A 21,471-nucleotide genomic window follows, 5' to 3' on the forward strand; every position below is an offset into this window, starting at 1 on the left:
CGGGCCTGCATGCGCCCACCCAGCCAGTCCACAGCCAGGAGGAAGCGCAAGATGACAGATTGTAATCACATCAATGCCGGCAGGCGCGGCTTGCTGATCGCCGGTGCGCTGTCGGCCACGGCGGTGGCCGTGCCCGGCGTGACGGGGGCGGCCGAAGCGGCCCATGGCGCGGCCCAATCCGGACAGGCGCCGCCCGTCCTGATGAAGGTCGGCCTGAACGTCAACGGCCGGCGCCACAGCCTGGAACTCGACACGCGCACCACCTTGCTCGACGCCTTGCGCGAACATTTGCACCTGACGGGAACCAAAAAGGGCTGCGACCATGGCCAGTGCGGCGCCTGCACCGTCATGCTCGACGGCCAGCGCATCAATGCCTGTCTGACCCTGGCCGTGATGCATGACGGCGCCAGGGTCACCACCATCGAAGGGCTGGGCACGCCGGAGAAACTGCATCCGATGCAGGCCGCCTTCATCGCGCATGACGGTTATCAATGCGGCTACTGCACCCCGGGGCAGATCTGTTCGGCCGTCGCCGCGCTGGGCGAGATCCGCCAGGGCATCCCCAGCCACGTCAGCGCGGACCTGAACGCGGCCCCCTCGGTGACGCCCGAAGAATTGCGCGAACGCATGAGCGGCAACCTGTGCCGCTGTGGCGCCTATTCCAACATCATCGAAGCCATCACCGAGGTGGCGGGGGGGGCGGCATGAGAGTGTTCAGCTATCAAAAGCCCGCCACGCCGGCCGAAGCGGCGGCGGCCGCCTTGACTACGCCGGGCGCCCGTTTCATCGCGGGCGGCACGAATCTGCTCGATCTGATGAAGCTGGAGATCGAAACGCCCGCGCATTTGATCGACGTCAATGGCCTCGCGCTGGACAAGGTGGAGACGACGAAGGACGGCGGCTTGCGCATCGGCGCCCTCGTGCGCAACACGGCCCTGGCCGCGCACGCCACCGTGCGGTGCGACTATGCCGTGCTGTCGCGCGCCTTGCTGGCCGGGGCCTCGGCGCAATTGCGCAATAAGGCGACGACGGCCGGCAACCTGCTGCAGCGCACGCGCTGCCCGTATTTCTATGACACGAACCAGGCCTGCAACAAGCGCGTGCCGGGCAGCGGCTGCTCGGCCATAGCCGGCTTCAGCCGGCCGCTGGCCATCCTGGGCGGCAGCGAGGCGTGCATCGCCACGCACCCGAGCGACATGGCCGTCGCCATGCGCGTGCTCGACGCCGGCATCGACACGGTGCGGGCCGACGGCAGCACGCGCAGCATCCCCATCGCCGACTTTTACCGCTTGCCGGGCAGTACGCCGCAGCTAGAAACGGTGCTGCAGCCGGGCGAATTGATCACCAGCGTGACCTTGCCCCGGCCTATCGGCGGCACGCACGTCTACCGCAAGGTGCGCGACCGCGCCTCGTACGCGTTCGCGCTGGTGTCCGTCGCGGCGATCATCTTGCCCGATGGCACGGGCAGGCTGGCCCTGGGCGGCGTCGCGCCGCAGCCGTGGAGAATTGCCGCCGCCGAGCAGGCCATGCCCGCTGGCGCGGCCGCCGTGAGCGAACGCCTGCTGGCTGGCGCCAGGCCGACGGCCGATAACGGCTTCAAGCTGATCCTGGCGCAGCGCACCGTGGCGTCCGTCCTGGCGCAAGCACCAGCGAAGAAAGGCTAGAGCGATGAAATTCACGACACCTGCGACCACCAATCCCATCGACCAGCTGAAAGTCGTGGGGCGCCCCACGAACCGCATCGACGGCCCCCTGAAAGCCACGGGCACGGCGCCGTACGCGTATGAACAGAACAAGGCCGCGCCGCATGCCGCCTACGGCCACGTCGTCGGCGCGGCGATTGCCAAGGGGCGCATCGCTTCGATCGACACCAGCGCCGCGCGCCGCGCGCCCGGCGTGCTGGCCGTGGTGACGGCGGAATCGGCGGGCAAGCTGGGCAAAGGCAAGATGAACACAGCCACCTTGCTGGGCGGGCCGGAGATCGAGCATTACCACCAGGCCATCGCGCTGGTGGTGGCGGAAACGTTCGAGCAAGCGCGTTCGGCCGCGCAGTTGCTCGATGTCAAGTATATCGAGCAGCCGGGCGCCTTCGATTTGGCCAAAGCAAAGGGCACGGCGGCCAAGCCGAAGGACGGCAAGCCCGACAGCAAGACGGGCAACTTCGCCGGCGCCTTTGCGAATGCGCCAGTGCGGCTGGACGCGACCTATACGACGCCTGACCAGTCGCACGCCATGATGGAGCCGCACGCCTCGATTGCCGCCTGGGAGGGGGATAAATTGACGGTGTGGACGGCGAACCAGATGGTGGACTGGGGCCGGGGCGATCTGGCCCGCACCCTGGGAATGCCGAAAGACAAGCTGCGCATCGTCTCGCCGTATATCGGCGGTGGCTTCGGCGGCAAGCTGTTCGTGCGCGCCGAAGCGCTGCTGGCGGCCCTGGGGGCCCGGGCGGCGCAGCGTCCCGTCAAGGTCGCCCTGACGCGGCCCATGATGATCAACAACACGACGCACCGGCCCGCCACCATCCAGCGCCTGCGCATCGGCGCCACGCGCGACGGCAAGATCACGGCCATCGGCCATGAATCGTGGTCCGGCGACCTGAAGGGCGGTCAGCCGGAAACGGCCGTGATGCAGACGCGCCTGCTGTACGCGGGGGCCAACCGCATGACGGCCATGCGCCTGGCCGTGCTCGACTTGCCAGAAGGCAACGCCATGCGCGCGCCGGGCGAGGCGCCGGGGCTGATGGCGCTGGAAATCGCCATGGACGAGCTGGCGGAGAAATTGAACATGGACCCCATCGTCGTGCGCATCCTGAACGACACCAGGGTGGACCCGGAAAAACCGGGCCGGCCGTTTTCCCAGCGCCGCCTGATCGACTGCCTGCGCACGGGCGCCGTGGAATTCGGCTGGAAAGAGAGAGCAGCGCAGCCGGGCATGCGGCGCGACGGCCGCTGGCTCGTGGGCATGGGCGTGGCGGCCGCTTTCCGCAACAACCTCGTCATGCAGTCCGCCGCCAGGGTGCGTCTCGATGGCAACGGCATCGTGACCGTGGAAACGGACATGACGGATATCGGCACGGGCAGCTATACGATCATCGCGCAGACGGCGGCGGAAATGCTGGGCGTGACCTTGAACCGGGTCGTCGTGCGTCTGGGCGACTCGGATTTTCCCGTCTCGGCCGGTTCGGGCGGGCAGTGGGGCGGCAACAGCTCGACGGCCGGCGTGTACGCTGCCTGCGTGCGCCTGCGTCAGGCCATCGCCGGCAAGCTGGGCTTTGATGAAAAGGAGGCGCGCTTTTCCGATGGGCAAGTCAGCCAGGGCGAACGCAGCGTGCCGCTCGCCGCCGCCGCCGCCCATGGCGACGTCGTCGCGGAAGACCATATGGAATACGGCGAGCTCGATAAAAAATTCCAGCAATCGACGTTCGGCGCGCATTTCGTCGAAGTGGGCGTGGACAGCGACACGGGCGAAGTACGCGTGCGCCGCATGCTGGCCGTGTGCGCGGCCGGCCGCATCCTGAACCCGAAATCGGCGCGCAGCCAGGTGATCGGCGCCATGACCATGGGCGTGGGCGCGGCGCTGATGGAGGAACTGGTGGTCGACCAGCGCCGCGGCTTCTTCGTCAACCACGACCTGGCCGGCTACGAAGTGCCCGTGCACGCCGACATCCCGCACCAGGACGTGATCTTTCTCGACGAAACGGATCCCATGTCCTCGCCCATGAAAGCCAAGGGCGTGGGCGAGCTGGGCATCTGCGGCGTGGCAGCGGCCATCGCCAACGCCGTCTACAACGCGACGGGCGTGCGCGTGCGCGACTATCCGCTGACCCTCGACAAGCTGCTGCGCGGGCTGCCCGCCATGAGCTGACATCTGCCCGGCGCCGGCGCGCGCGTGACAAAGCGTGTATTTTTGGTAATTTCCAGATGCTATGCTCGGAACGCATGCTGCGGGGCAAGTTCCCTCTCCGCAAGGCCATGCCGCCAGGAGAATGCATGAACAGATCATCAATGCCGCCCCGGATACTGATCGTCGATGACGAGCTGGCGCACGTGCGCGCCCTGTGCGACACCTTGCGCGGCCAGGCGTACGACACGACGGGGCTCGCTTCGGGCGAGGCGGCGCTGGCCCTGCTGGCCGTCGAGTCGTTCGACCTGCTGCTGGTCGACCTGATGATGCCGGGCATGAACGGCATCGCCGTGGTGGAAGCGGCGCGCAAGATCGATCCGGACCTGGCCTGCATCATCATGACGGGCGAAGGCACGATCGCCTCGGCCGTGCAAGCGATGAAGGCGGGCGCGCTCGATTACGTCGTCAAGCCGTTCAAGGTGTCGGGCATCCTGCTGATACTGGCGCGGGCGCTGGAGACGCGCCAGCTGCGCATCGCCAATGCGCGCCTGGAACTGCTGCTGCGCCAGCACACGGCCGAACTCGACGCCATGAACCGGGATTTGCGGCTGGCCCGCGAAGTGGCCGAGCGGGCGAACGAGGAAAAGACCAATTTCCTGGCCAGCATGAGCCACGAGCTGCGCACGCCGCTCAACGCCATCCTGGGCTTTTCGCAGATGCTCACGTCCGACTCCATCCCCTCGACGGCACAGGAAAAGAAAACCTTTGCCTCGCACATCTTCGGCGCCGGCCGGCATTTGCTGACCTTGATCAACGATATCCTCGACATCGCCAAAATCGAGTCGGGCAATATGGCGCTGTCGATGGAGTCCGTGGGTCTGGCCGGCATTTACCACGAATGCTGGCAAATGATGGAGCCGCTGGCGCGCAAGCGCGGCATCACCTTGACGTTCGTCGAAGCGGGCAGCGTGCACGTGCTGGCCGACCGCACGCGCCTCAAGCAGGTGCTGCTCAACCTGCTGTCGAACGCCGTCAAGTACAACCGCGATCAGGGCGAGATCCACGTCGATTGCCAGCCCGTCGATGCACGGCAGCTGCGCCTGTCCGTGCGCGACACGGGCGGCGGGCTGAGCGCCGCGCAGCTGGAGGTGCTGTTCCAGCCCTTCAACCGCCTGGGACGCGATGGGCGCGACGAGGAGGGCACGGGATTGGGGCTGGTGGTCAGCAAGCGCCTGGCCGAAGCCATGCAGGCGACCATAGGCGTGACCAGCACGCCCGGGCGCGGCAGCACTTTCTGGCTCGATATCGACAGTTGCCCCGCGCGCTACCCGCTGCAGGAAAGTCCGCGCCTGTCCGCCATTGCCCGGCCCGCTGAAACGATGCCCCTGCCGGAGCGCAAGACGCTGCTGTATGTGGAAGACAATCCCCTGAACGTGACCCTGGTGGCGGGCTTGGTGCATTTTCGCCCCGATCTCGACCTGCTGTCTGCCGGCGACGGGCAGACGGGCCTGGACATGGCGCGCCGCCACCTGCCGCAGCTGATACTGATGGATTGCGACTTGCCCGACATCAGCGGCACGCAAGTCATGCAGCTGCTGCGTGCCGATGCCCGCACCGCGCATATCCCCGTCATCGCGCTGACGGCCGTGGCCGGACCCGGCGATATCCGCCAGGGGCTGACGGCGGGTTTTTTCCGCTATCTGACCAAGCCGATCGACGTGGCGGCGTTTTCCGAGGCCGTCAACAGCGCGCTGGAGTCGGCCACGGCGCCGTGCAGCGCATGAACGGCCCGGCGCCGGCGCGGCGGGCGGTCTGGCTGACGGCCGCACTGCCGCTGTTGGCGCTGGCCGCCGTGGCCGTCTGGCGGCTCGCTGCCCGTCCCGCGCCGCCGCCCGGCCCCGTGGAAGTGCTGCGCCTGGCCGTGAATGCGGAGTATGTGGGCAGCTGCCCCGTGCTGGCCGCGCACGCGCAGGGCGATTTCGCGCGCGAGGGCATCGACGCGCTGGTGCAGCCGTATTCGTCGGGCAAGGCCTCGCTGGAAGCCGTGCTGCAGGGCAAGGCCGACCTGAGCACGGTGTCGGATATTCCTGTGGTGCTGGCCAGCCTGCAGAACCAGTCCGTCGTCATCATCGCCAGCATCTTCGAGGCCGAGCGCGACCACGGCATCGTGGGGCGCCTGGACCGCGGCGTGTCCACGCCCGCGAGCCTGAAGGGCAAGCGCATCGGCGTCACGTTGGGCACATCCGGCCAGTTCACGCTCGAAGCCTTTTTGAACCGCCAGAAGCTGCTGCCCGCCGAAGTCAGCGTGCGCAACTACGCGCCGGACCAGCTGGCCGGGGCGCTGGCGCGGGGCGAGGTCGATGCGGCGGCAGGCTGGGAACCGTTCCTGACGGGCATGACGCACGCCATTGCCGGCAATGCGGCCATCTTCTATGGCGAAGACGTGTATGCGGGCCTGTTCAACGTGGCCGGCACGGGCGGCTATGTGCGCAGCCACCCGGCGACGATGCGCAAGGTGCTGCGCGCACTGATCGCCGGCGCGCGCTTTTGCCGGGACGAGCCCGATGCCGCGCGCGCGCTGTTTGCCAAGGCGTCGGCCAGCGAGGCGCAGCGCCTGCAGGCGGCCTGGCACGGTTATCAGTTCGGCATCGTGCTCGACCAGCGCTTGCTGCTGGCGCTGGAAGACGAGGCGCGCTGGGCCATCAAGAACCGCCTGGCCGGGAACGGCGAGATGCCGAACTTCCTCGATGCCGTCTACCTGGACGGCCTGGAAGCCGTGGCGCCGTCTGCCGTGACGGTCATCCATTGAGAAGGCCACCGTGAAAATCGTCACGCGCTTCAAGCTGGCAGAACTGTTTTGCGTGCTGCTCGTGGCCATCATCGTCGCCGTGCTGTTCTCCACCAGCATGGCGATGCAGCGCGAACTGGCGAAGAACAAGGCGGCGGCCGATATCCTGCAAGCCGTCACGTCGCTGCGCTACCTGTCGATCGAATATGCGCTGCACCATGGCGCGCGCACGCGGGCACAGTGGCAGCTGCGCAGCGAGTCGCTGTCCACCGGCTTGCTGGCCACGCCGGCCTTCGCCGCCGGCGAGGAGCGCGCGCTGCTGCGGGAATTGCGGCGCGACCTGGCAAGCGTGGACGGCCTGTTCGAGCTGTTTGTCGCCAATCACCGCGAGCTGGGTCAGGACCCGCAGCGGCGCGAGGTGCTGGGCGAGCTGGAGTCGCGTCTGTCCGGCCAGATCATGGGCAAGGTGCAGGGCATGATCGCCGATGCGATGCTGCTGTCCGCATTGAGCCGGCAAGGCGTGCTGGACGCCCAGCAGCAGGCCAACGTGGCCGTGATACTGTTCGGCGGCATGATCATCGCACTGGTGGCCGGTTTGATTTATTTCACCATGACCAGCGTCACGGGGCCGCTGGAGAAGCTGCGCCAGGGCACCCTGATCGTCGGCGCAGGCAAGCTCGATTTCTCGCTCGGCGTGCATACCAGGAATGAAATCGGCGACCTGGCACGCGCCTTCGACGGCATGACGGAAAAGCTGCGCCGCACCACCGTCTCGCGCGACGAACTGGCGCAGGCGAATGCGGCCCTGGAAACGCAGATACAGGAACGCCAGCTGGCCGAGCGCAAGGTGCATGAACAGCTTGAGCGCCTGAACCTGCTGCAGCAGATCACGCGCTCGATCGGCGAGCGGCAGGATTTGCGCAGCATTTTCCAGGTGGTGGTGCGCAGCCTGGAAGAGCAGCTGCCCATCGATTTCAGCTGCATTTGCCTGTACGAACCGTCCGAACACGCGCTGCAGGTGACGTGCGTGGGCGTGCGCAGCGAGGCGCTGGCGCTATCGTTCATGATGGGCGAATACGCGCACATTCCCATCGACGAGAATGGCCTGTCGAGCTGCGTGCGCGGCAAGCTCGTGTATGAAGCCGACATCGCCGACGTGGCGTTCCCGTTTCCGCAGCGCCTGGCGCAAGGGGGGCTGCGCGCCCTCGTCATGGCCCCGCTGCTGGCCGAAAACACGGTCTTCGGCATCCTCATCGTGGCGCGCCGTGCCGCGCACAGCTTTACCAGCGGCGAGTGCGAATTCCTCAGCCAGCTGAGCGAACACGTGGCGCTGGCCGCCAACCAGGCGCAGCTCTACGGCGCGCTGCAGCGCGCGTATGACGATTTGCGCCAGACGCAGCAGTCGGTAATGCAGCAGGAGCGCCTGCGCGCGCTGGGGCAGATGGCTAGCGGCATCGCGCACGATATCAATAACGCCATTTCCCCCGTGGCCCTGTACACGGAATCGCTGCTGGAGACGGAAACCAATCTCAGTCCGCAGGGCCGGCATTGCCTGGAAGTGATCGAACGCGCCATCGACGACGTGGCCGCCACCGTGGCGCGCATGCGCGAATTCTACCGCCAGCGCGAACCGCAACTGGCGCTCTCGCCCATCGACGCGAACCTGGTGGTGCAGCAGGTGCTGGACCTGACGCGCGCGCGCTGGAGCGACATGCCGCAGCAGCGCGGCATCGTCATCGCCCTGCACACGGAGCTGGCGCACGGCCTGCCCATGCTGCCGGGCAGCGCGGGCGAGCTGCGCGAAGCGCTGACGAACCTGGTCTTCAACGCCGTCGACGCCATGCCGGAAGGCGGCACCCTGAGCGTGCGCACCAGCTGCGCCGACGTAGCGGGCGAGGCGGCGCGGCAGGTGCGGATAGAAGTAGCCGACACGGGCATCGGCATGGACGACAATACGCGCCGCCGCTGCCTGGAACCGTTTTTTACCACCAAAGGCGAGCGTGGCACGGGTCTGGGCCTGGCCATGGTGTACGGCATGATGGAGCGCCATGGCGCCAGCATCGACATCGTCACGGCACCGGGGCAGGGCACGGCGGTGCGCCTGGTTTTTCCCGCCTGCGCCGCCGACGAGGGGCAGCAAGCGTCCGACATGGCCCATCTTGTGCCGCCGCGCCTGCGCATCCTCGTGGTGGACGACGACCCGATGGTGCTCAAGTCCCTGCGCGACATCCTGGAAATCGATGGCCACGACGTGGTGTCGGCCGATGGGGGCCAGGCCGGCATCGATAGCTTCCTGGCCGCGCGCGACAGGCACGAGGATTTTGCCGTGGTCATCACGGACCTGGGCATGCCTCACGTGGACGGGCGCAAGGTGGCCAGCGCCGTGCGCCGCTGTTCGCCGGCCACGCCCATCATCATGCTCACGGGCTGGGGCCAGCGCCTGGCCGCCGACAGCGATTATCCCGAGCACGTCAACTGCGTGCTGGGCAAGCCGCCCCGGCTGAAAGAATTGCGGCGCGCCCTGAATGCGGTCATGTCGACGGGGTAGAGCCTATCCCAGCAGGGAGCGTCTTCTGCTGGCAGTTCATCAGGAGTGCGGACAAGGCGTGAGGAGGACGCGTGGCGAGCCACGCGACGACGACCGACGCAGTCCCCGCTTCTGAGGGGCGCCAGCAGGGGATGCATTCATCTACTGGGATAGGCTCTTAGCCTGCTGCGGCATCTCTCATCGCTGAAAAACCAGCCAGGACCAGCTGACTCCCGCGTGGCGGTTCTGCTGCTGAACGGACAGCGCCTGCGCACTCAGCACCACCTTCAGATGGTGGCGTGCCGCAAGGTCTATCGTTTCACTGGCAGAGACGTCAAAGATGCGCCGGTTCTCCGGGGCGGGGCCATGCCTGAGCGACATGACGAGCAGCGCGCCGGGCTTGAGCAACTGGCCGATGTTTTCCATCGCCGCGTTTCTTTCTTCCGCTGCAAGATGCATCCAGACGGCGGCGAGTACAACCAGGTCGAACCTGGTTTCGCGCGCCGTCATCACTGACAGCGCGGGCAGGCTGTCGTCCACCCACTCGATATCGGACGACGCATGCGCCTGCATGCCCGCTTCCCGGAACGCGGCGACGGGCTCCACTGCCACCACCTTGTGCCCCAGGCTCGCAAGCCACGCCGAATCGGCGCCTGTGCCGGCACCGATGTCGAGCACGGCGCCTGCCCGGCGTGGCAGCAGGTGGCTGACCACTTTGTATTTATCAGCGGCGATCACGCCGGCATACCGGGTGATCAGCTGTCCGGCATTGTCGGCATATCCTTCGGTGCCCGGGACCGGGGATGCATGCATGCGATGGCGAGTGTCCAATGGGATGGAGGTCAAATCAACACCCTGCGCGCGGCGCGTGCGATCGGTGGTGTTGCCTGCGTAGGACAACTTTAGCAAAATTGCGCGACATCTTCCAGTCCCTGCCATATAATGAGAATCATTATCATTTATATCGCCGGATCCGCTCTTGTCTGCCTTTTCTTTTCCCCCGAATGACGCCGCCTTGGCCGCCAGCCTCTTTACGGGCCACCAGGGCTGGCTGCTGCAGCGCTTGCTGTTGCGCTTGCGTAACCGGGCGGAAGCCGAGGATGTGGTGTCGGAAACCTTTGTGCGCGTGCTGCATGCGGGAAGATTGTCCGCCATCCGCGAGCCGCGCGCCTACCTGACGACGGTAGCGAAAAGCATCTTGCTGCAGCAGTGGCGGCGGCGCGATATCGAGCAGGCGTATCTGGAGACCCTGGCGCTGCTGCCCGATGCCGTCCAGCCGTCGCCGGAGGAACGCGCCGTGCTGCTCGAAGCGCTGGAACGCCTGTCGCGCGCGCTCGATACCCTGTCCGCCAAGGCCCGCAGCGCTTTTCTGATGAGCCAGCTCGACGGCTTGACGTATGCGCAGATCGCCGCCCGCCTGGGCGTGTCGGCCAGCATGGTGCGCCAGTACATGGCGCAGGGCTTGCGCTGCTGCCTGGCGGTGGCGGACGCGGCATGAGCGTTGCTACGTCCGTCCAGGATGCCGCCATCGGCTGGCTGGTCGAACTCAGTTCGGGCGAAGCGGACGAAGGACAGCGCCAGGCCTTCGCCCGCTGGCTGGCCGCCGATGCGCGCCATGCGGCCGCTTGGCGTACGCTGGGGCAGGCTGTCGAGCACAGCGTCGGCCCGCTGCAGGCAGCGGGCGGGGCGGCGGCCGTCGGGCATACCCTGGCGCGCGCCGCCCGGCACGATGACCAGCGGCGCCAATGGCTGCAGGGCGTCCTGTGCCTGGCGGGCGCGGCGTTCGGCGGCGCCTGGCTGCTGCGCGGCAGCCCGTTTTTGCCGGACTGGAGCGCGGACCTGCATACGGCCACGGCCCGGCGGGGCCGCTACACGCTGGCCGATGGCAGCGTGCTGACCCTCGACGCCCGCTCCTCGGCCGATACGGATGTCCGTCATGAACACCGGCAAGTCGCCTTGCGCCAGGGCCAGTTGCTGGCGCGCGTGGCACCTGTTGCCAACGCGCCCTTCGTGCTGCGCAGCGCGCATGGCGCGGTGACGGCGCTGGGCGGCGAGCTGATGCTGCGGCGCGAAGCGCGCGGCACCGTGGCGCTGGCCGTGCGGGGCGATCTCGACGTGCGTCCGGCCGGCAAAGGCCTGGCGCGCGTGCTGCGCCAGGGCCAGGCGGCGCGGTTTGACGAGGATCGATTGACCCTGCTGCCCGGCATGGCGGCAGGGCAGGCGACGGCGTGGGAGCAGGGCATGCTGGTGGCCGTCGATGAGCGGCTGGGCGACGTGGTGGCCGCCTTGCGCCCGTACCGCCACGGCTACATCGACATCACGGCGCAGGCGGCGGCGCTGCGCGTGTCCGGCAATTATTCGCTCGACGACAGCGGCGCCACCCTGCTGGCCCTGGCCGAAACCCTGCCCCTGACCTTGCGCCAGGGCCCTGGCGGCTGGTGGACGGGACTCGACCTGAAGACAAGCTGAGATATTTTTTGCGCCGGCACTGTCACTTTCGGCGCGCCGCGACTCATACCTGGTGTAGCCCCACTTTTCCTTCACCATCAAGATAGAGTCCCAGCATGCCACCATTGTTGATGCGCCAGATTCCCCTGGCTGTAATGTTACTTTCCTGCGCCGCGCCCACCGTCCTGGCGCAGACGCCACCGGCCCACGTCACGTCGGCCACCATGCGCTACGATGTGCCGGCCCAGCCCCTCAATGCCAGTCTGATCGCCATTGCCAGCCGTGGCGGCGTGCGCATTTCCATCGATGCGGACCTGGCGCGCGGCGTCAGCAGTGCGGCCGTGCACGGCGATTTCACGGCGGAGCAAGCCTTGCGCCGCGCCTTGCAGGGCACGCGGCTGGCCTTGCTGAAGACGGACAGCGGCGTGTATACCGTGCAAAGCGCCGTGCAAAGCGCCGCGCAAGCCGCGCCGCAGGCCGCCGCCCAGCTTCAGGCGACCATGCCGGAAGTGGTCATCACCACCAATTACCTGGGCCAGGTGACGGAGGACACGGGTTCCTACACGACGGGCGCCGTCAGCACGGCGAACCGCCTGGTGCTGTCGCCGCGCGAGACGCCGCACGCGGTCAGCGTGGTGACGCGCCAGCAGATGGATGATTTCGGCCTGGTGCAGCTGAGCGAGGTGCTTAATCACACGCCGGGCGTGTATGTGCAGCACATCGACAGCGAGCGCACGATTTATTATGCGCGCGGCTTTTCGCTCGACAATTTCAGCTACGACGGCTTGCCATGGACGCGCGACGCCTCGCTGAACCTGGGCGAATCGCTGGCCAATATGGACCTGTACGACCGGGTCGAGGTGCTGAAGGGCGCGAATGCGCTGATGAGCGGTGCCGGCACGCCGGGCGCCACCGTCAACCTGATCCGCAAGAAACCCACGCGCGAATTGCGCGCGCTGGCCGACCTGTCGGCCGGATCATGGAGCAATTACCGCGCCATGGCGGACGTGGGCGGTCCCCTGAACGCCAGCGGCAGCGTGCGCGCGCGCGCCGTCGCGTCCTACCAGGACAAGCACTCGTTCGTCGACCGCTACCAGCGCCGCTCCGAACTGGCGTACGGCACGCTGGAGGCCGACCTGTCGCCGCGCACCTTGCTGACCGTGGGCGCCGACTACCAGCACACGGTGCCGCGCAATAGCGATTGGGGCGGCGCACCGCTGTTCGACGCGGACGGCAAGCGTTTCACCATGCCCCGCTCGTTCAACGGCGCGCCCACCTGGAGCACGCAGCAGACGGAGGCCAAATCCGTCTTCGCTTCGCTCGAGCACACCTTCGACAATGGCTGGCTGGCCAATTTGCGCCTGATCCACCAGGCCAACGCCCTGTATGCGCCCGTCGCCTACCTTGACGGTTTTCCGAAGGCGGACGGCAGCGGCACGGCCGTCACGGCGCGCCAGTACAACAGCGATGCCACTAGCAATGGCCTGGACGTGTACGCCAAGGGCCCGTTTTCCCTGCTGGGCCGCACGCATGAACTGGTGGTGGGCGCGAACGCCTACCGCAAGCAGTCGGACGACGTCTTCAGTCCGTATACCTTCATCAAGGTCGACAATATCTATACTTACCGTGGCGTCGTGCCGGAACCACAGTGGGAGCTGGACACGGCCCGCGAAGTCATCCGCCAGAAGGCCGTGTACGCGACGGGCCGCTTTTCGCTGCCGCAAGGCGTGCACGTGATTCTGGGCGGCCGCCTGTCGTCCTACGTCAACCCCACGGCCGACATCGACGAGTCGTCCATCTTCACGCCGTATGCGGGCCTGACGTGGGACTTCGCGCCGAATTTGACGGCGTTTGCCAGCTATAGCGATATCTTCAGTCCGCAAAACAGCCGCGACGTCGACAACAGGACCCTGGACCCCGTGCTGGGCACGAATATCGAGGCGGGCGTAAAGGGCGTGTTCCTCAACGGCCGCCTGAACGCCAGCGCGGCCGCCTTCGAGGTGCGGCAGGACAACTTCGCCGAGTCCGTCGACGCGGTCAACAAGGTGACGGGCATGGACGCCTACCGCGCCATCGACGGCGTGCGTTCGCGCGGCGTGGAACTGGAAGTGTCGGGCCAGCTGATGCCGGGCTGGCAGCTGCAGGCCGGCTACACGCACAAGGTGGCGCGCGATGCGGGCGGCAAGGTCAATACCCTGGCGCCCGAAGACCAGCTGAGCCTGTACAGCACCTGGCAGCCGATGCCGCGCCTGACCGTGGGCGGCGGCGCCCGCTGGCAATCGCGCACCTGGCAGCAGACCCGGGCCGTGCGTGGCGGCTTGACCACTGTGCACCAGGGCTCGTATGCCGTGTTCGACGCCATGGTGCGCTACCAGCTCTCCGGCCGGCTTGCCCTGTCGTTCAACCTCAACAACCTGACCGACCGCGCTTACTACGGCATCAGCACGGGCCGCAGAGTCAGTTACGGCGATCCGCGCAATGCCATGCTGAGCCTGAATTACCGCTATTGATAACAGTTGCCGTCGGGATGCGGCAGGGGAATGGGGCAGGGCTGCAGGGGCGTTGCATCGTCTATCCATGCGCCAAACAGCGGCGTGCTGCTATTTTTAGTGAGGCGTGAATTATTTTGCAAACTGGAGGTCTGATTTTTAGATCTCTATACGCCTGTGCAACGTCCTTTGTGCGGTGTCATGGTCCATTATGTCAACGGGGGGGAGGGGTATGTCATCCGGAAATCAATCCTCCCCGCCGACAGAAGCGCCAACGCCAGTTGAGGTGCCACAGAGAAACGATGCCAATGCCGCACGCTTGGAAAACGTCAATCACCTGGCATCATTGGCCTACAAGATAGCCCTTGCCATTGGGGCCATCGTCGTCTTTTCATATTTATTCTCGATTCAGTTTTTCCCTGCCTCCTTGGCGCCTGGCGAGGTGGTTTTATTTGTCTTTATTGCACTGGCCTTCAGTTTCATATATGGCTTATTCTGGATGTATGGCACTTTCTCGGCATTGTGGGTGCTGCAGCTTGCCATTTGGCTAATGCCAAAATGCCGGTTCAGGCGTAAAAAATTATCGTCGTTTCGTCCATGGCGATATATGCAGGAAATAGCGGCCCTTCCGACTTCTCGCTGGTGGCCCGGCTTGCGTTGGATTCCCACAAGAATACGTCAGTTTCGCAAGGCAGCGACGAGAAGTAGCAGCAGTCCATTAAATAACATTCCGGGTCCGCTGCGTGGCGCCTTTCCATCGTTATTTTCCATTACTGTATTCATCGTGATGTTGAGTCTTGTTCTCGTCAAAGGCTTGATGGTTTTTACCTTGCTATGGATAGGCTTCTTCCTGGCCGGTTTTTTCACCTTGTCGATGCTGATTGCGGTGAAATCAGGCTGGTCGGCAGACGCGGTTGCGCGCGGCTCCCTACGTCCAATTGTTTGGTGGCAATATGCTTTTTTCTTTTTCTTGCCCCTTGCCATCGTACTCTTTTACGCTGGCCCCACCAGATTGTCGCAGATGGCTTTCGAAGCCATGGGTATTCGCAGCCCGAACGTCAGTATCGAGGTAGCTGAGGCCGAATTGGGCGCGGTTGAACGCGCCAGCGAATTGATCGGCAGGCCCATTCTGGACTGTCGCCGCACTGTAGCAGGGCGACTGTTATTGCACGGTGCGGATGTATTGTGGACAGGCATAGGCACTACCTCTCTTGTGAGCTTCAGCCTGCGAGGGCCGGATCGATCGACAATCTTCGGCACGGAACAAGTGGTGCGGAGAGAAACTATCCTCCGTTTTGATTCGGCGTCATTGCGTGTCATTACCAGCAGTCCGGCGATCGATATGTGTTTCGACCTGACGCATGAGCTGGGATTGGCATCGCGTGGTGACGAGTTGAATGCTCATATACTGGAGCGGCTGCACGACGCCGTCCTGACAGTGCGTGGCGCCGGTGTTCCGCGCAGCATGCTGGTGCTGGTGCAAGGCGTTGGCAAGGATGTGGTCCTTCCCAAGGATAAAGATGGCAATAAGTATGTGCAGCAGGCGCAGTTACGCGCCCGGGTGATTGCGAACGCAATCAGGAAGGTAATGCATGACGACAATATCAAGATCGTGTCGGAAGGACGATTGAATACAGAAGCTGAGCATGTTCCTCTTCTGGCGGGGCCATGTATAGCGGATGTTCGCATGAATTCATCTGAATGGAAGCGATGCGATATGCCGATTTTTAACGTTGAGTTGCACGTGAAATACGCGACCGCGCATGTGGACGAGCTCAGATAGGCACGAATCGTGTTGCTACCAGTGCCCGCCCTGCGCGCACGCCAACGAGGGACTGCTACATCAGAACCGGTACGTCAAGGTCCCTCGCACGCTGCGCGGCGCGCCATACGTGCCTTGCGCATAGGTGTTGATGTTGATGTATTTCTTGTCGAGCACGTTTTCCACGTTCAGCTGGGCCGTCAGCTGGCGTGACAGCTGGTACGTGGCCATCAGGCTGACCGTGCTGTAGGCTTGCTGCGTGACGCGCTCCTTGCCGTTCGGGCCCGCATCGTCAAAGTAGAACTTGCTTTGCCAGTTGACGCCGCCGCCCACGGTGAGGCCGGGCTGGACTTTCCAGGTGGTGAACAATCGCGCCGTCGAGCGGGGCGACAGGGTGTTGATATCCTGCTGCTCGCGGTCCTTGGCGCGGAAGTGGCTGGCGCTGGCCGTCACGTTCCAGCCTGGCGCCAGGCGGCCCGACAATTCCCCCTCGATGCCGCGGCTGGTGGCGCCGCGCGCCGCGTAATACGCTTGCGTGGTGGTGCCGGGGACCCGGTGTGCGCCGTCGGGCTGGGCCAGCTTGTCCTGTTTGATCTCGAAGAGGCCGATGGAGCCGTTGGCCTGGCCGCCGTCAAATTCCCCCTTCACGCCCACTTCCATGCTCTGGCCCGTCAGCGGGTCCAGCCAGGCGCCCGCGCGGTCCTGGTTTTCCTGCGGGCGGAAGATGTCCGTGTAGCTGGCATACATCGAATACGTGTCGTTCAGGTCGACCACCAGGCCCGCGTAGGGCACGAACTTGCTTTTGGCGAAGGCGAAGCGGGCGCTGCCGTCATAGCCGATGCGGTCCTTGTCCCAGCGGCTCAGGCGTCCGCCGACGATCAGTCTGGTGCTGTCGGCCAGGTTCAGGCGCGCCGCGCCGTAGGCACCATATTGCCTGGTCGTGTATTTCTCCGACAGCACGGGCTCGCCCCAGGCCGGCTGCGGGTAGCTGCCATCCCAGGCGAGGAAATTGCCGATCGGTTCGGGATCGAGCGCTTCCTTGACGCTGAATTCGGCGTGTTGCACGGTGTAATTGGCGCCGACGATGACTTCATGTTCGCGTCCGCCCAGGGAAAATGGCCCGGACAGCTTCACATCAACGCTGCTCTGGTCGCGCGAGCCGATGTAGCGGTTCGGATAGCCGAGCATGCCCAGGCCCGTGGTGCGGTCGGGCCGCTCGGCCAGGAACAGCAGCGGCGTGTCTTCCGTGTGCTTGCTGTACATGGCTTGCGCCTGCGCCTTCCAGCCCTGGCCTAGCGCGTGTTCCAAGGTGGCGTGCACATTGGTCTGCTCCGTGGCCCAGGCGGCCCAGCGGGGCGCCGTGGTGACGGAACGGTCGAAATTGGTGCGCGTGCCGTCGCTGTACCACAGGGGGAAGCCGCCCCAGTTGCTGCCTTTCGGGTCGTTCTTCTGGTAGCTGGCGCCCACCATGACGACGCTGCCGGGCGCCAGGTCCGCCTCGGCGGTGGCGTAGACGAGCTGGCGCTGGTTCGAATAGCCATTGGTAAACGACTTGCGGTCCTGCCAGGCGCCGGCGATCCTGCCGCGCACGGAGCCGTCCGCGTTCAGCGGCGCGGCCAGGTCGACGGTGCCACGGTAGTCGCTCCAGGAACCGGCCGCCAGCGACCATTGCCCTTCGAACTGCCTGGCGCTGGCCCGCTTGCGCACCAGATTGATCGAGGCGGACGGGTAGCCGGCGCCCGTCAGCAAGCCCGTGGCGCCCCGCGTCACTTCCACGCGGTCGTAGATCAGGGAATCCATTTCCGATTCGCCGCCCGAATACTGCACCTTATACGTGGTGGGTACGCCATCGTACTGGAAATTGTCGACGTCGAAACCGCGCGCGGAAAAGGTGCTGCGCTCCGTGTCGAACTGGTTGACGGCGATGCCGGGCGTGTTGCGCAGCACATCGCGCACCGTCAGCAAGTCCTGGTCATCCATGCGCTGGCGCGTGATGATGCTGACCGATTGCGGCGTTTCGCGCAAGGACAGCACCAGTCCCGTGGCGCTGGCTGTGGCCGGTGTCGTGTACGAATGCGTTCCTTCGGTGCTGGTGCTGCGCTCGGCCGTGGCGCGCACGGCGATGCCGGGCAGGGTGGTTGCCTCGCTGGCGGACGGCAGCCTGCGCACGGCGTAGTGGCCGCCGCCCTGGTCGACCGCAATGAGGCCGCTGCCGTCGAGCAGGCGGGCAAAGCCGTCGGACACCTGGTAATTGCCGCTCAAGCCCCGGCTGTTCAAGCCGGCGTACAGGCTGGCGGCGCCGGAAATGCTGACGCCCGCCTCGGCCGCAAAGGCGGACAGGGCGGTACTGAGGGGACCGGCTGCCACCTGGTAGTGGCGCGCGGGCGCTTCCTGATGCTGGGCGAATGCGGGCGGCGTCAGGGCCAGGCTGCCCAACAGGGCCAGGGTCATGCTGGTGTTGCGGTAGTGCTTCATTGCTTGTTTCCCTTCGTTCATGTGTTGGTCCTGTGTGGATTGACGGGGCACATGCGCGAAAGGGACATTTTTTTTAAAATATTGATGCGGGTTCGATGGAAATCCACCAGCGGCTGTGGCGCTGCACGCGGATGGGCAGCGAGGCTTGCAATAGCGACAATAATTGATCCGTATCATGCAATTGGTACACGCCCGACACGCGCAGCCGCGCCACGGCCGGGTCGCAGCGCACCACGCCGTGGCGGTAGCGGCTCAGCTGCGCCAGCACGTCGGCCAGCGGCGTGTCGTCCGCGTACAGCAATCCTTTGGTCCACGCGGACGCATGCGGCGCCAGCGGCTGCGGCGCGCTGGCCGCCGCTTCGTCGAAGCTGGCTTGCCAGCCCGCCTGCACGATGACGGGCTGGCCTTTCGCGGGCCGCACTTCGACGGCGCCCTGCGAAACGGCCACCTGGGTACGCGCGCCGAACAGGCTGTTTTCCTGGCGCACCGTGAAGCGCGTGCCGAGGGCACGGATGCTGCCGTTGCTGGTGCGCACGATGAACGGACGCTGGAGCGGATCGGGGCTGGTCGCCACGTGCAGTTCGCCTGCGCGCAGCTGGACCAGGCGCAGCGCGTCGCTGAAACCGAGGTCGGCGGCGCTGGCCGTGTTCAGGCTCAAGGCGCTGCCATCGGCCAGGGGCACATGGCGGATTTCGCCCGTTGCCGTGCGCAGGTCCGCCGTCCATGCCTGCCACGGCGGCACTTTCAGCATGGCCCAGCCGCCTGGCCCGGCGACGATCAGCAGCGCCAGGGTCTTCAGGGCGGCACGGCGGGCGGCGCCGGCCGGGCGGTCGAGCACAGGCATGGCCAGCGGCGGGGGCAGCATGCCGAAGGTGCGGCACACCTGCTCGGCGCGCTGCCAGGCCGTTTCATGGTCGGGGTGGGCGGCGCGCCAGCGGGCCAGGGCCTGCCGCGCATCGGCGTCCAGTTCGCCGCCTTGCAGACGCATCATCCAGTGCGCCGCCACGCGCGCGGCGCGCGCATCGAGGGTTGCGCCCATGTCAGGCCAGCAGCAGGATGCATTGCTCGAACGCCTGCACCATATAGCGCTTGACGGTGCGCTCGCTGATGTTCAGGCGCGCGGCGATGTCCGCATACGCCATGCCTTCCAGCTGCGACAGCAAAAAGGCCGTGCGCACCTTCGCGCCCAGGCCGTCGAGCATGGCATCGATCTGGTGCAGCGTTTCCAGGATCAGCAAACGCTCCTCCGCCGATGGCGCGGCGGGCGCGGGCAGCTGCGCCAGGGTGGCCAGCCAGGCTTGCTCCAGCGACTGGCGGCGGTAGTGGTCGATCAGCAGGCGCCGCGCCACGGTGGTCAGGTAGGCGCGCGGTTCGCGCAGAGTGGCGGCAGGTTCGCCAGGCGTGGCCAGCAGCTTGACGAAGGTATCCTGCGCCAGGTCGGCCGCATGATCGGTGCAGGACAATTTGCCGCGCAGCCAGCGCAGCAGCCAGGGATGGTGCTGGCCATACAGCAGTGCGACAGGATCGGCGGCAGGGGATACGGCATACGTCACGGCACACTCCAGTTGGCGCGGAAGTCCCGTGCCGCTGGCGCATGCAGGCCCTTCTTAAATGCGAATGGTTCTCATTTTACATTGACGCGCCCGAATGTCAATGCGCTGGCTCAGTGGGCATGGCCATCATGGCATTTCCGCTATACTGGCCCCCCAATAATATTGCCGCCACCAGCCGAAAATCACCATGGACCTCAGTACCCACGCCGCCGTCGTCAATTGCGAAGCGTATCGCGACGGCAGGAAGATCGCCCACTTCGACATCGACAAGGTGGGCGACTTTCTTGGCGACCCCGATTGTTTCGTCTGGATCGGCATGGCCAGCCCCGACGCCACGGCCATGCAGGCGCTGCAATCGGCCTTTGGATTGCACGAACTGGCCGTCGAGGATGCGCAGGGTGCGCATGAGCGGCCCAAGCTGGAAGAGTACGGCGACACGCTGTTCATGGTGATGCACACGGCCACCCTGGACGGCGACGCCATCGTCTACGGCGAAACCCACGTCTTTCTCGGCCCCCGCTTCATCATCACGGTGCGCCACGGCCCCTCGGCCGGCTATGCGAAGCTGCGCGAGCGCAAGGAAAGCGTGCCCGAGAAGCTGGCCAGCGGCCCCGGCTACGTGCTGTATTCCATCATCGATTTCATCGTCGACCAGTACCAGCCGTGCATCGACCATTTGCAGGCCCGTTTCCAGCACTATGAATTGCAGCTGTTCAAGCCCAGCCTGAGCGAAGACAAGCTGCAGGATTTCTACCAGCTCAAGACGGAGCTGCTCAAGCTCGATGCTGCCGTCAATCCCCTGCACGACATCTGCACCCAGCTGATCCGTTTCCATGGCGACATCGTGCCCAAGGAAAACCGCATCTATTACCGCGACATCCTCGACCACGTCAAACGGGTCACGCACACGGCGGGGCAGATGCGCGAACTGGTCAATTCGGCCATGCAGGTGGCGCTGGGGCAGATTTCGATCCGCCAGAACGAGGTCGTCAAGCGCCTGGCCGCCTGGGCCGCCATCCTGGCCGTGCCCACCATGGTCTTCAGCCTGTACGGCATGAACTTCGAATTCATGCCGGAACTGAAGTGGCGCGGCAGCTATCCGGCCGTGATCGTCGTCATCATCGCCGGCTGCTACTGGCTGCACCGGCGCCTGAAGCGCGAAGGGTGGCTGTAGCGGCAGATGGCCGGCATGCAAATATTGGAGAGTTTTGCCGCGCAATCAGCTGCTACGATGAAGTGGCATGGCAATGCGGTTGACGGCAGGTGGCTGAACCTCCTTGGCGTGGATAGCGGTCCGGCCGGCGCTGTACCCCAGAGCTGCTGGTGCGGACCACATTGCCTGTCCGGCGCCACAAGGCTCCTGTAACCCGGGAGCCTTCTTTTTTTGCCTATTTCACCAGCACCGCCGCAGCCGCCTCGAGGATCAGCGCGGCCACCTCCACGGGACGCGAGGCCAGCGAGGCGTGGCTGCTGGGTTTATGCTTGCGGTCCGGGTCGCCGAAGGCAGAAGAGCCGTCAATGCGGCTGTGCCCGGCAACAGCAGGCGGCGGGCGTGGCAATGCGTGCTGGCGGCCGATGCGCTG

At 65.7% G+C, this 21,471-nt stretch carries 16 protein-coding genes; 11 read left to right on the forward strand and 5 right to left on the reverse strand.

Annotated elements, in window-relative coordinates; translation table 11 throughout:
- Positions 1–51: 51 nt before the first annotated feature.
- The 6 genes from paoA to AC3RCG_RS13650 all read left to right on the forward strand — a co-directional run bounded on the left by paoA (position 52) and on the right by AC3RCG_RS13650 (position 9,182).
- Positions 52–708, forward strand: a complete 657-nt coding sequence (gene paoA / locus AC3RCG_RS13625; protein WP_230506076.1) for an aldehyde dehydrogenase iron-sulfur subunit PaoA — start codon at positions 52–54, stop codon at positions 706–708.
- Complete coding sequence (locus AC3RCG_RS13630) at positions 705–1,664, forward strand: FAD binding domain-containing protein (RefSeq protein WP_492401643.1); 960 nt, start codon at positions 705–707, stop codon at positions 1,662–1,664. The genes paoA and AC3RCG_RS13630 overlap by 4 nt, the downstream gene beginning before the upstream one ends.
- A 4-nt stretch (positions 1,665–1,668) precedes the next feature.
- The gene (gene paoC / locus AC3RCG_RS13635) at positions 1,669–3,867 is read left to right on the forward strand and encodes an aldehyde oxidoreductase molybdenum-binding subunit PaoC (RefSeq protein WP_492401642.1); all 2,199 of its coding nucleotides are present in this window, start codon (positions 1,669–1,671) and stop codon (positions 3,865–3,867) included.
- A gap of 125 nt (positions 3,868–3,992) precedes the next feature.
- A complete protein-coding gene (locus AC3RCG_RS13640; protein ID WP_492401641.1) occupies positions 3,993–5,630 on the forward strand; it encodes a response regulator in 1,638 nt (545 codons plus the stop codon).
- On the forward strand, positions 5,627–6,655 hold the full coding sequence (locus AC3RCG_RS13645) for an ABC transporter substrate-binding protein (RefSeq protein WP_492401702.1): 1,029 nt from the start codon (positions 5,627–5,629) through the stop codon (positions 6,653–6,655). The genes AC3RCG_RS13640 and AC3RCG_RS13645 overlap by 4 nt, the downstream gene beginning before the upstream one ends.
- A gap of 10 nt (positions 6,656–6,665) precedes the next feature.
- Complete coding sequence (locus tag AC3RCG_RS13650; protein ID WP_492401640.1) at positions 6,666–9,182, forward strand: ATP-binding protein; 2,517 nt, start codon at positions 6,666–6,668, stop codon at positions 9,180–9,182.
- 177 nt (positions 9,183–9,359) lie between these two features.
- On the opposite strand, the gene AC3RCG_RS13655 is transcribed toward AC3RCG_RS13650, so the two are convergent.
- The gene (locus tag AC3RCG_RS13655) at positions 9,360–9,974 is read right to left on the reverse strand and encodes a class I SAM-dependent methyltransferase (protein ID WP_492401639.1); all 615 of its coding nucleotides are present in this window, start codon (positions 9,972–9,974) and stop codon (positions 9,360–9,362) included.
- A gap of 166 nt (positions 9,975–10,140) precedes the next feature.
- Between AC3RCG_RS13655 and AC3RCG_RS13660 the strand changes: the two genes are divergently transcribed.
- The 4 genes from AC3RCG_RS13660 (at position 10,141) to AC3RCG_RS13675 (ending at position 15,881) form a co-directional block, all read left to right on the forward strand.
- On the forward strand, positions 10,141–10,659 hold the full coding sequence (locus tag AC3RCG_RS13660; protein ID WP_070313604.1) for a sigma-70 family RNA polymerase sigma factor: 519 nt from the start codon (positions 10,141–10,143) through the stop codon (positions 10,657–10,659).
- Positions 10,656–11,630 carry a FecR family protein gene (locus AC3RCG_RS13665; RefSeq protein ID WP_492401638.1) on the forward strand — a complete coding sequence of 325 codons (975 nt, stop codon included), beginning with the start codon at positions 10,656–10,658 and terminating at the stop codon, positions 11,628–11,630. The genes AC3RCG_RS13660 and AC3RCG_RS13665 overlap by 4 nt, the downstream gene beginning before the upstream one ends.
- A 95-nt stretch (positions 11,631–11,725) precedes the next feature.
- Positions 11,726–14,119: a TonB-dependent siderophore receptor gene (locus tag AC3RCG_RS13670; protein WP_492401636.1), complete on the forward strand. Its 2,394-nt coding sequence runs from the start codon at positions 11,726–11,728 to the stop codon at positions 14,117–14,119.
- A gap of 211 nt (positions 14,120–14,330) precedes the next feature.
- Complete coding sequence (locus tag AC3RCG_RS13675) at positions 14,331–15,881, forward strand: hypothetical protein (protein WP_492401635.1); 1,551 nt, start codon at positions 14,331–14,333, stop codon at positions 15,879–15,881.
- Between the two features lie 60 nt (positions 15,882–15,941).
- Here AC3RCG_RS13675 and AC3RCG_RS13680 read toward each other — a convergent pair whose 3' ends face one another.
- The 3 genes from AC3RCG_RS13680 to AC3RCG_RS13690 are packed head-to-tail and all read right to left on the reverse strand — an operon-like array spanning position 15,942 to position 19,888.
- The gene (locus AC3RCG_RS13680; protein ID WP_492401634.1) at positions 15,942–18,356 is read right to left on the reverse strand and encodes a TonB-dependent siderophore receptor; all 2,415 of its coding nucleotides are present in this window, start codon (positions 18,354–18,356) and stop codon (positions 15,942–15,944) included.
- A gap of 52 nt (positions 18,357–18,408) precedes the next feature.
- On the reverse strand, positions 18,409–19,374 hold the full coding sequence (locus tag AC3RCG_RS13685) for a FecR domain-containing protein (protein WP_492401633.1): 966 nt from the start codon (positions 19,372–19,374) through the stop codon (positions 18,409–18,411).
- A 1-nt stretch (position 19,375) separates the two neighbouring features.
- Entirely contained in the window at positions 19,376–19,888 is a 513-nt protein-coding gene (locus AC3RCG_RS13690; protein ID WP_492401632.1) for a sigma-70 family RNA polymerase sigma factor, read from the reverse strand.
- A gap of 187 nt (positions 19,889–20,075) precedes the next feature.
- Here AC3RCG_RS13690 and corA point away from each other — a divergent pair, with 187 nt between their 5' ends.
- Positions 20,076–21,062: a magnesium/cobalt transporter CorA gene (gene corA, locus AC3RCG_RS13695; protein ID WP_070313610.1), complete on the forward strand. Its 987-nt coding sequence runs from the start codon at positions 20,076–20,078 to the stop codon at positions 21,060–21,062.
- 214 nt (positions 21,063–21,276) lie between these two features.
- On the opposite strand, the gene AC3RCG_RS13700 is transcribed toward corA, so the two are convergent.
- Complete coding sequence (locus AC3RCG_RS13700; protein ID WP_492401631.1) at positions 21,277–21,447, reverse strand: hypothetical protein; 171 nt, start codon at positions 21,445–21,447, stop codon at positions 21,277–21,279.
- Between the last annotated feature and the right edge of the window lie 24 nt (positions 21,448–21,471).

The sequence above is a fragment of the Janthinobacterium sp. GW823-FHT01H08 genome, from assembly GCF_058797855.1.

Bases quoted from the DNA above. Each gene is read 5' to 3' on its own strand.
- AC3RCG_RS13645 (WP_492401702.1), top strand. From the start codon at position 5,627: ATGAACGGCCCGGCGCCGGCGCGGCGGGCGGTCTGGCTGACGGCCGCA.
- AC3RCG_RS13655 (WP_492401639.1), bottom strand. From the start codon at position 9,974: ATGCATGCATCCCCGGTCCCGGGCACCGAAGGATATGCCGACAATGCC.
- AC3RCG_RS13670 (WP_492401636.1), top strand. From the start codon at position 11,726: ATGCCACCATTGTTGATGCGCCAGATTCCCCTGGCTGTAATGTTACTT.
- AC3RCG_RS13680 (WP_492401634.1), bottom strand. From the start codon at position 18,356: ATGAACGAAGGGAAACAAGCAATGAAGCACTACCGCAACACCAGCATG.
- AC3RCG_RS13685 (WP_492401633.1), bottom strand. From the start codon at position 19,374: ATGGGCGCAACCCTCGATGCGCGCGCCGCGCGCGTGGCGGCGCACTGG.
- paoC (WP_492401642.1), top strand. From the start codon at position 1,669: ATGAAATTCACGACACCTGCGACCACCAATCCCATCGACCAGCTGAAA.
- corA (WP_070313610.1), top strand. From the start codon at position 20,076: ATGGACCTCAGTACCCACGCCGCCGTCGTCAATTGCGAAGCGTATCGC.
- AC3RCG_RS13630 (WP_492401643.1), top strand. From the start codon at position 705: ATGAGAGTGTTCAGCTATCAAAAGCCCGCCACGCCGGCCGAAGCGGCG.
- AC3RCG_RS13640 (WP_492401641.1), top strand. From the start codon at position 3,993: ATGAACAGATCATCAATGCCGCCCCGGATACTGATCGTCGATGACGAG.
- AC3RCG_RS13675 (WP_492401635.1), top strand. From the start codon at position 14,331: ATGTCATCCGGAAATCAATCCTCCCCGCCGACAGAAGCGCCAACGCCA.
- paoA (WP_230506076.1), top strand. From the start codon at position 52: ATGACAGATTGTAATCACATCAATGCCGGCAGGCGCGGCTTGCTGATC.
- AC3RCG_RS13665 (WP_492401638.1), top strand. From the start codon at position 10,656: ATGAGCGTTGCTACGTCCGTCCAGGATGCCGCCATCGGCTGGCTGGTC.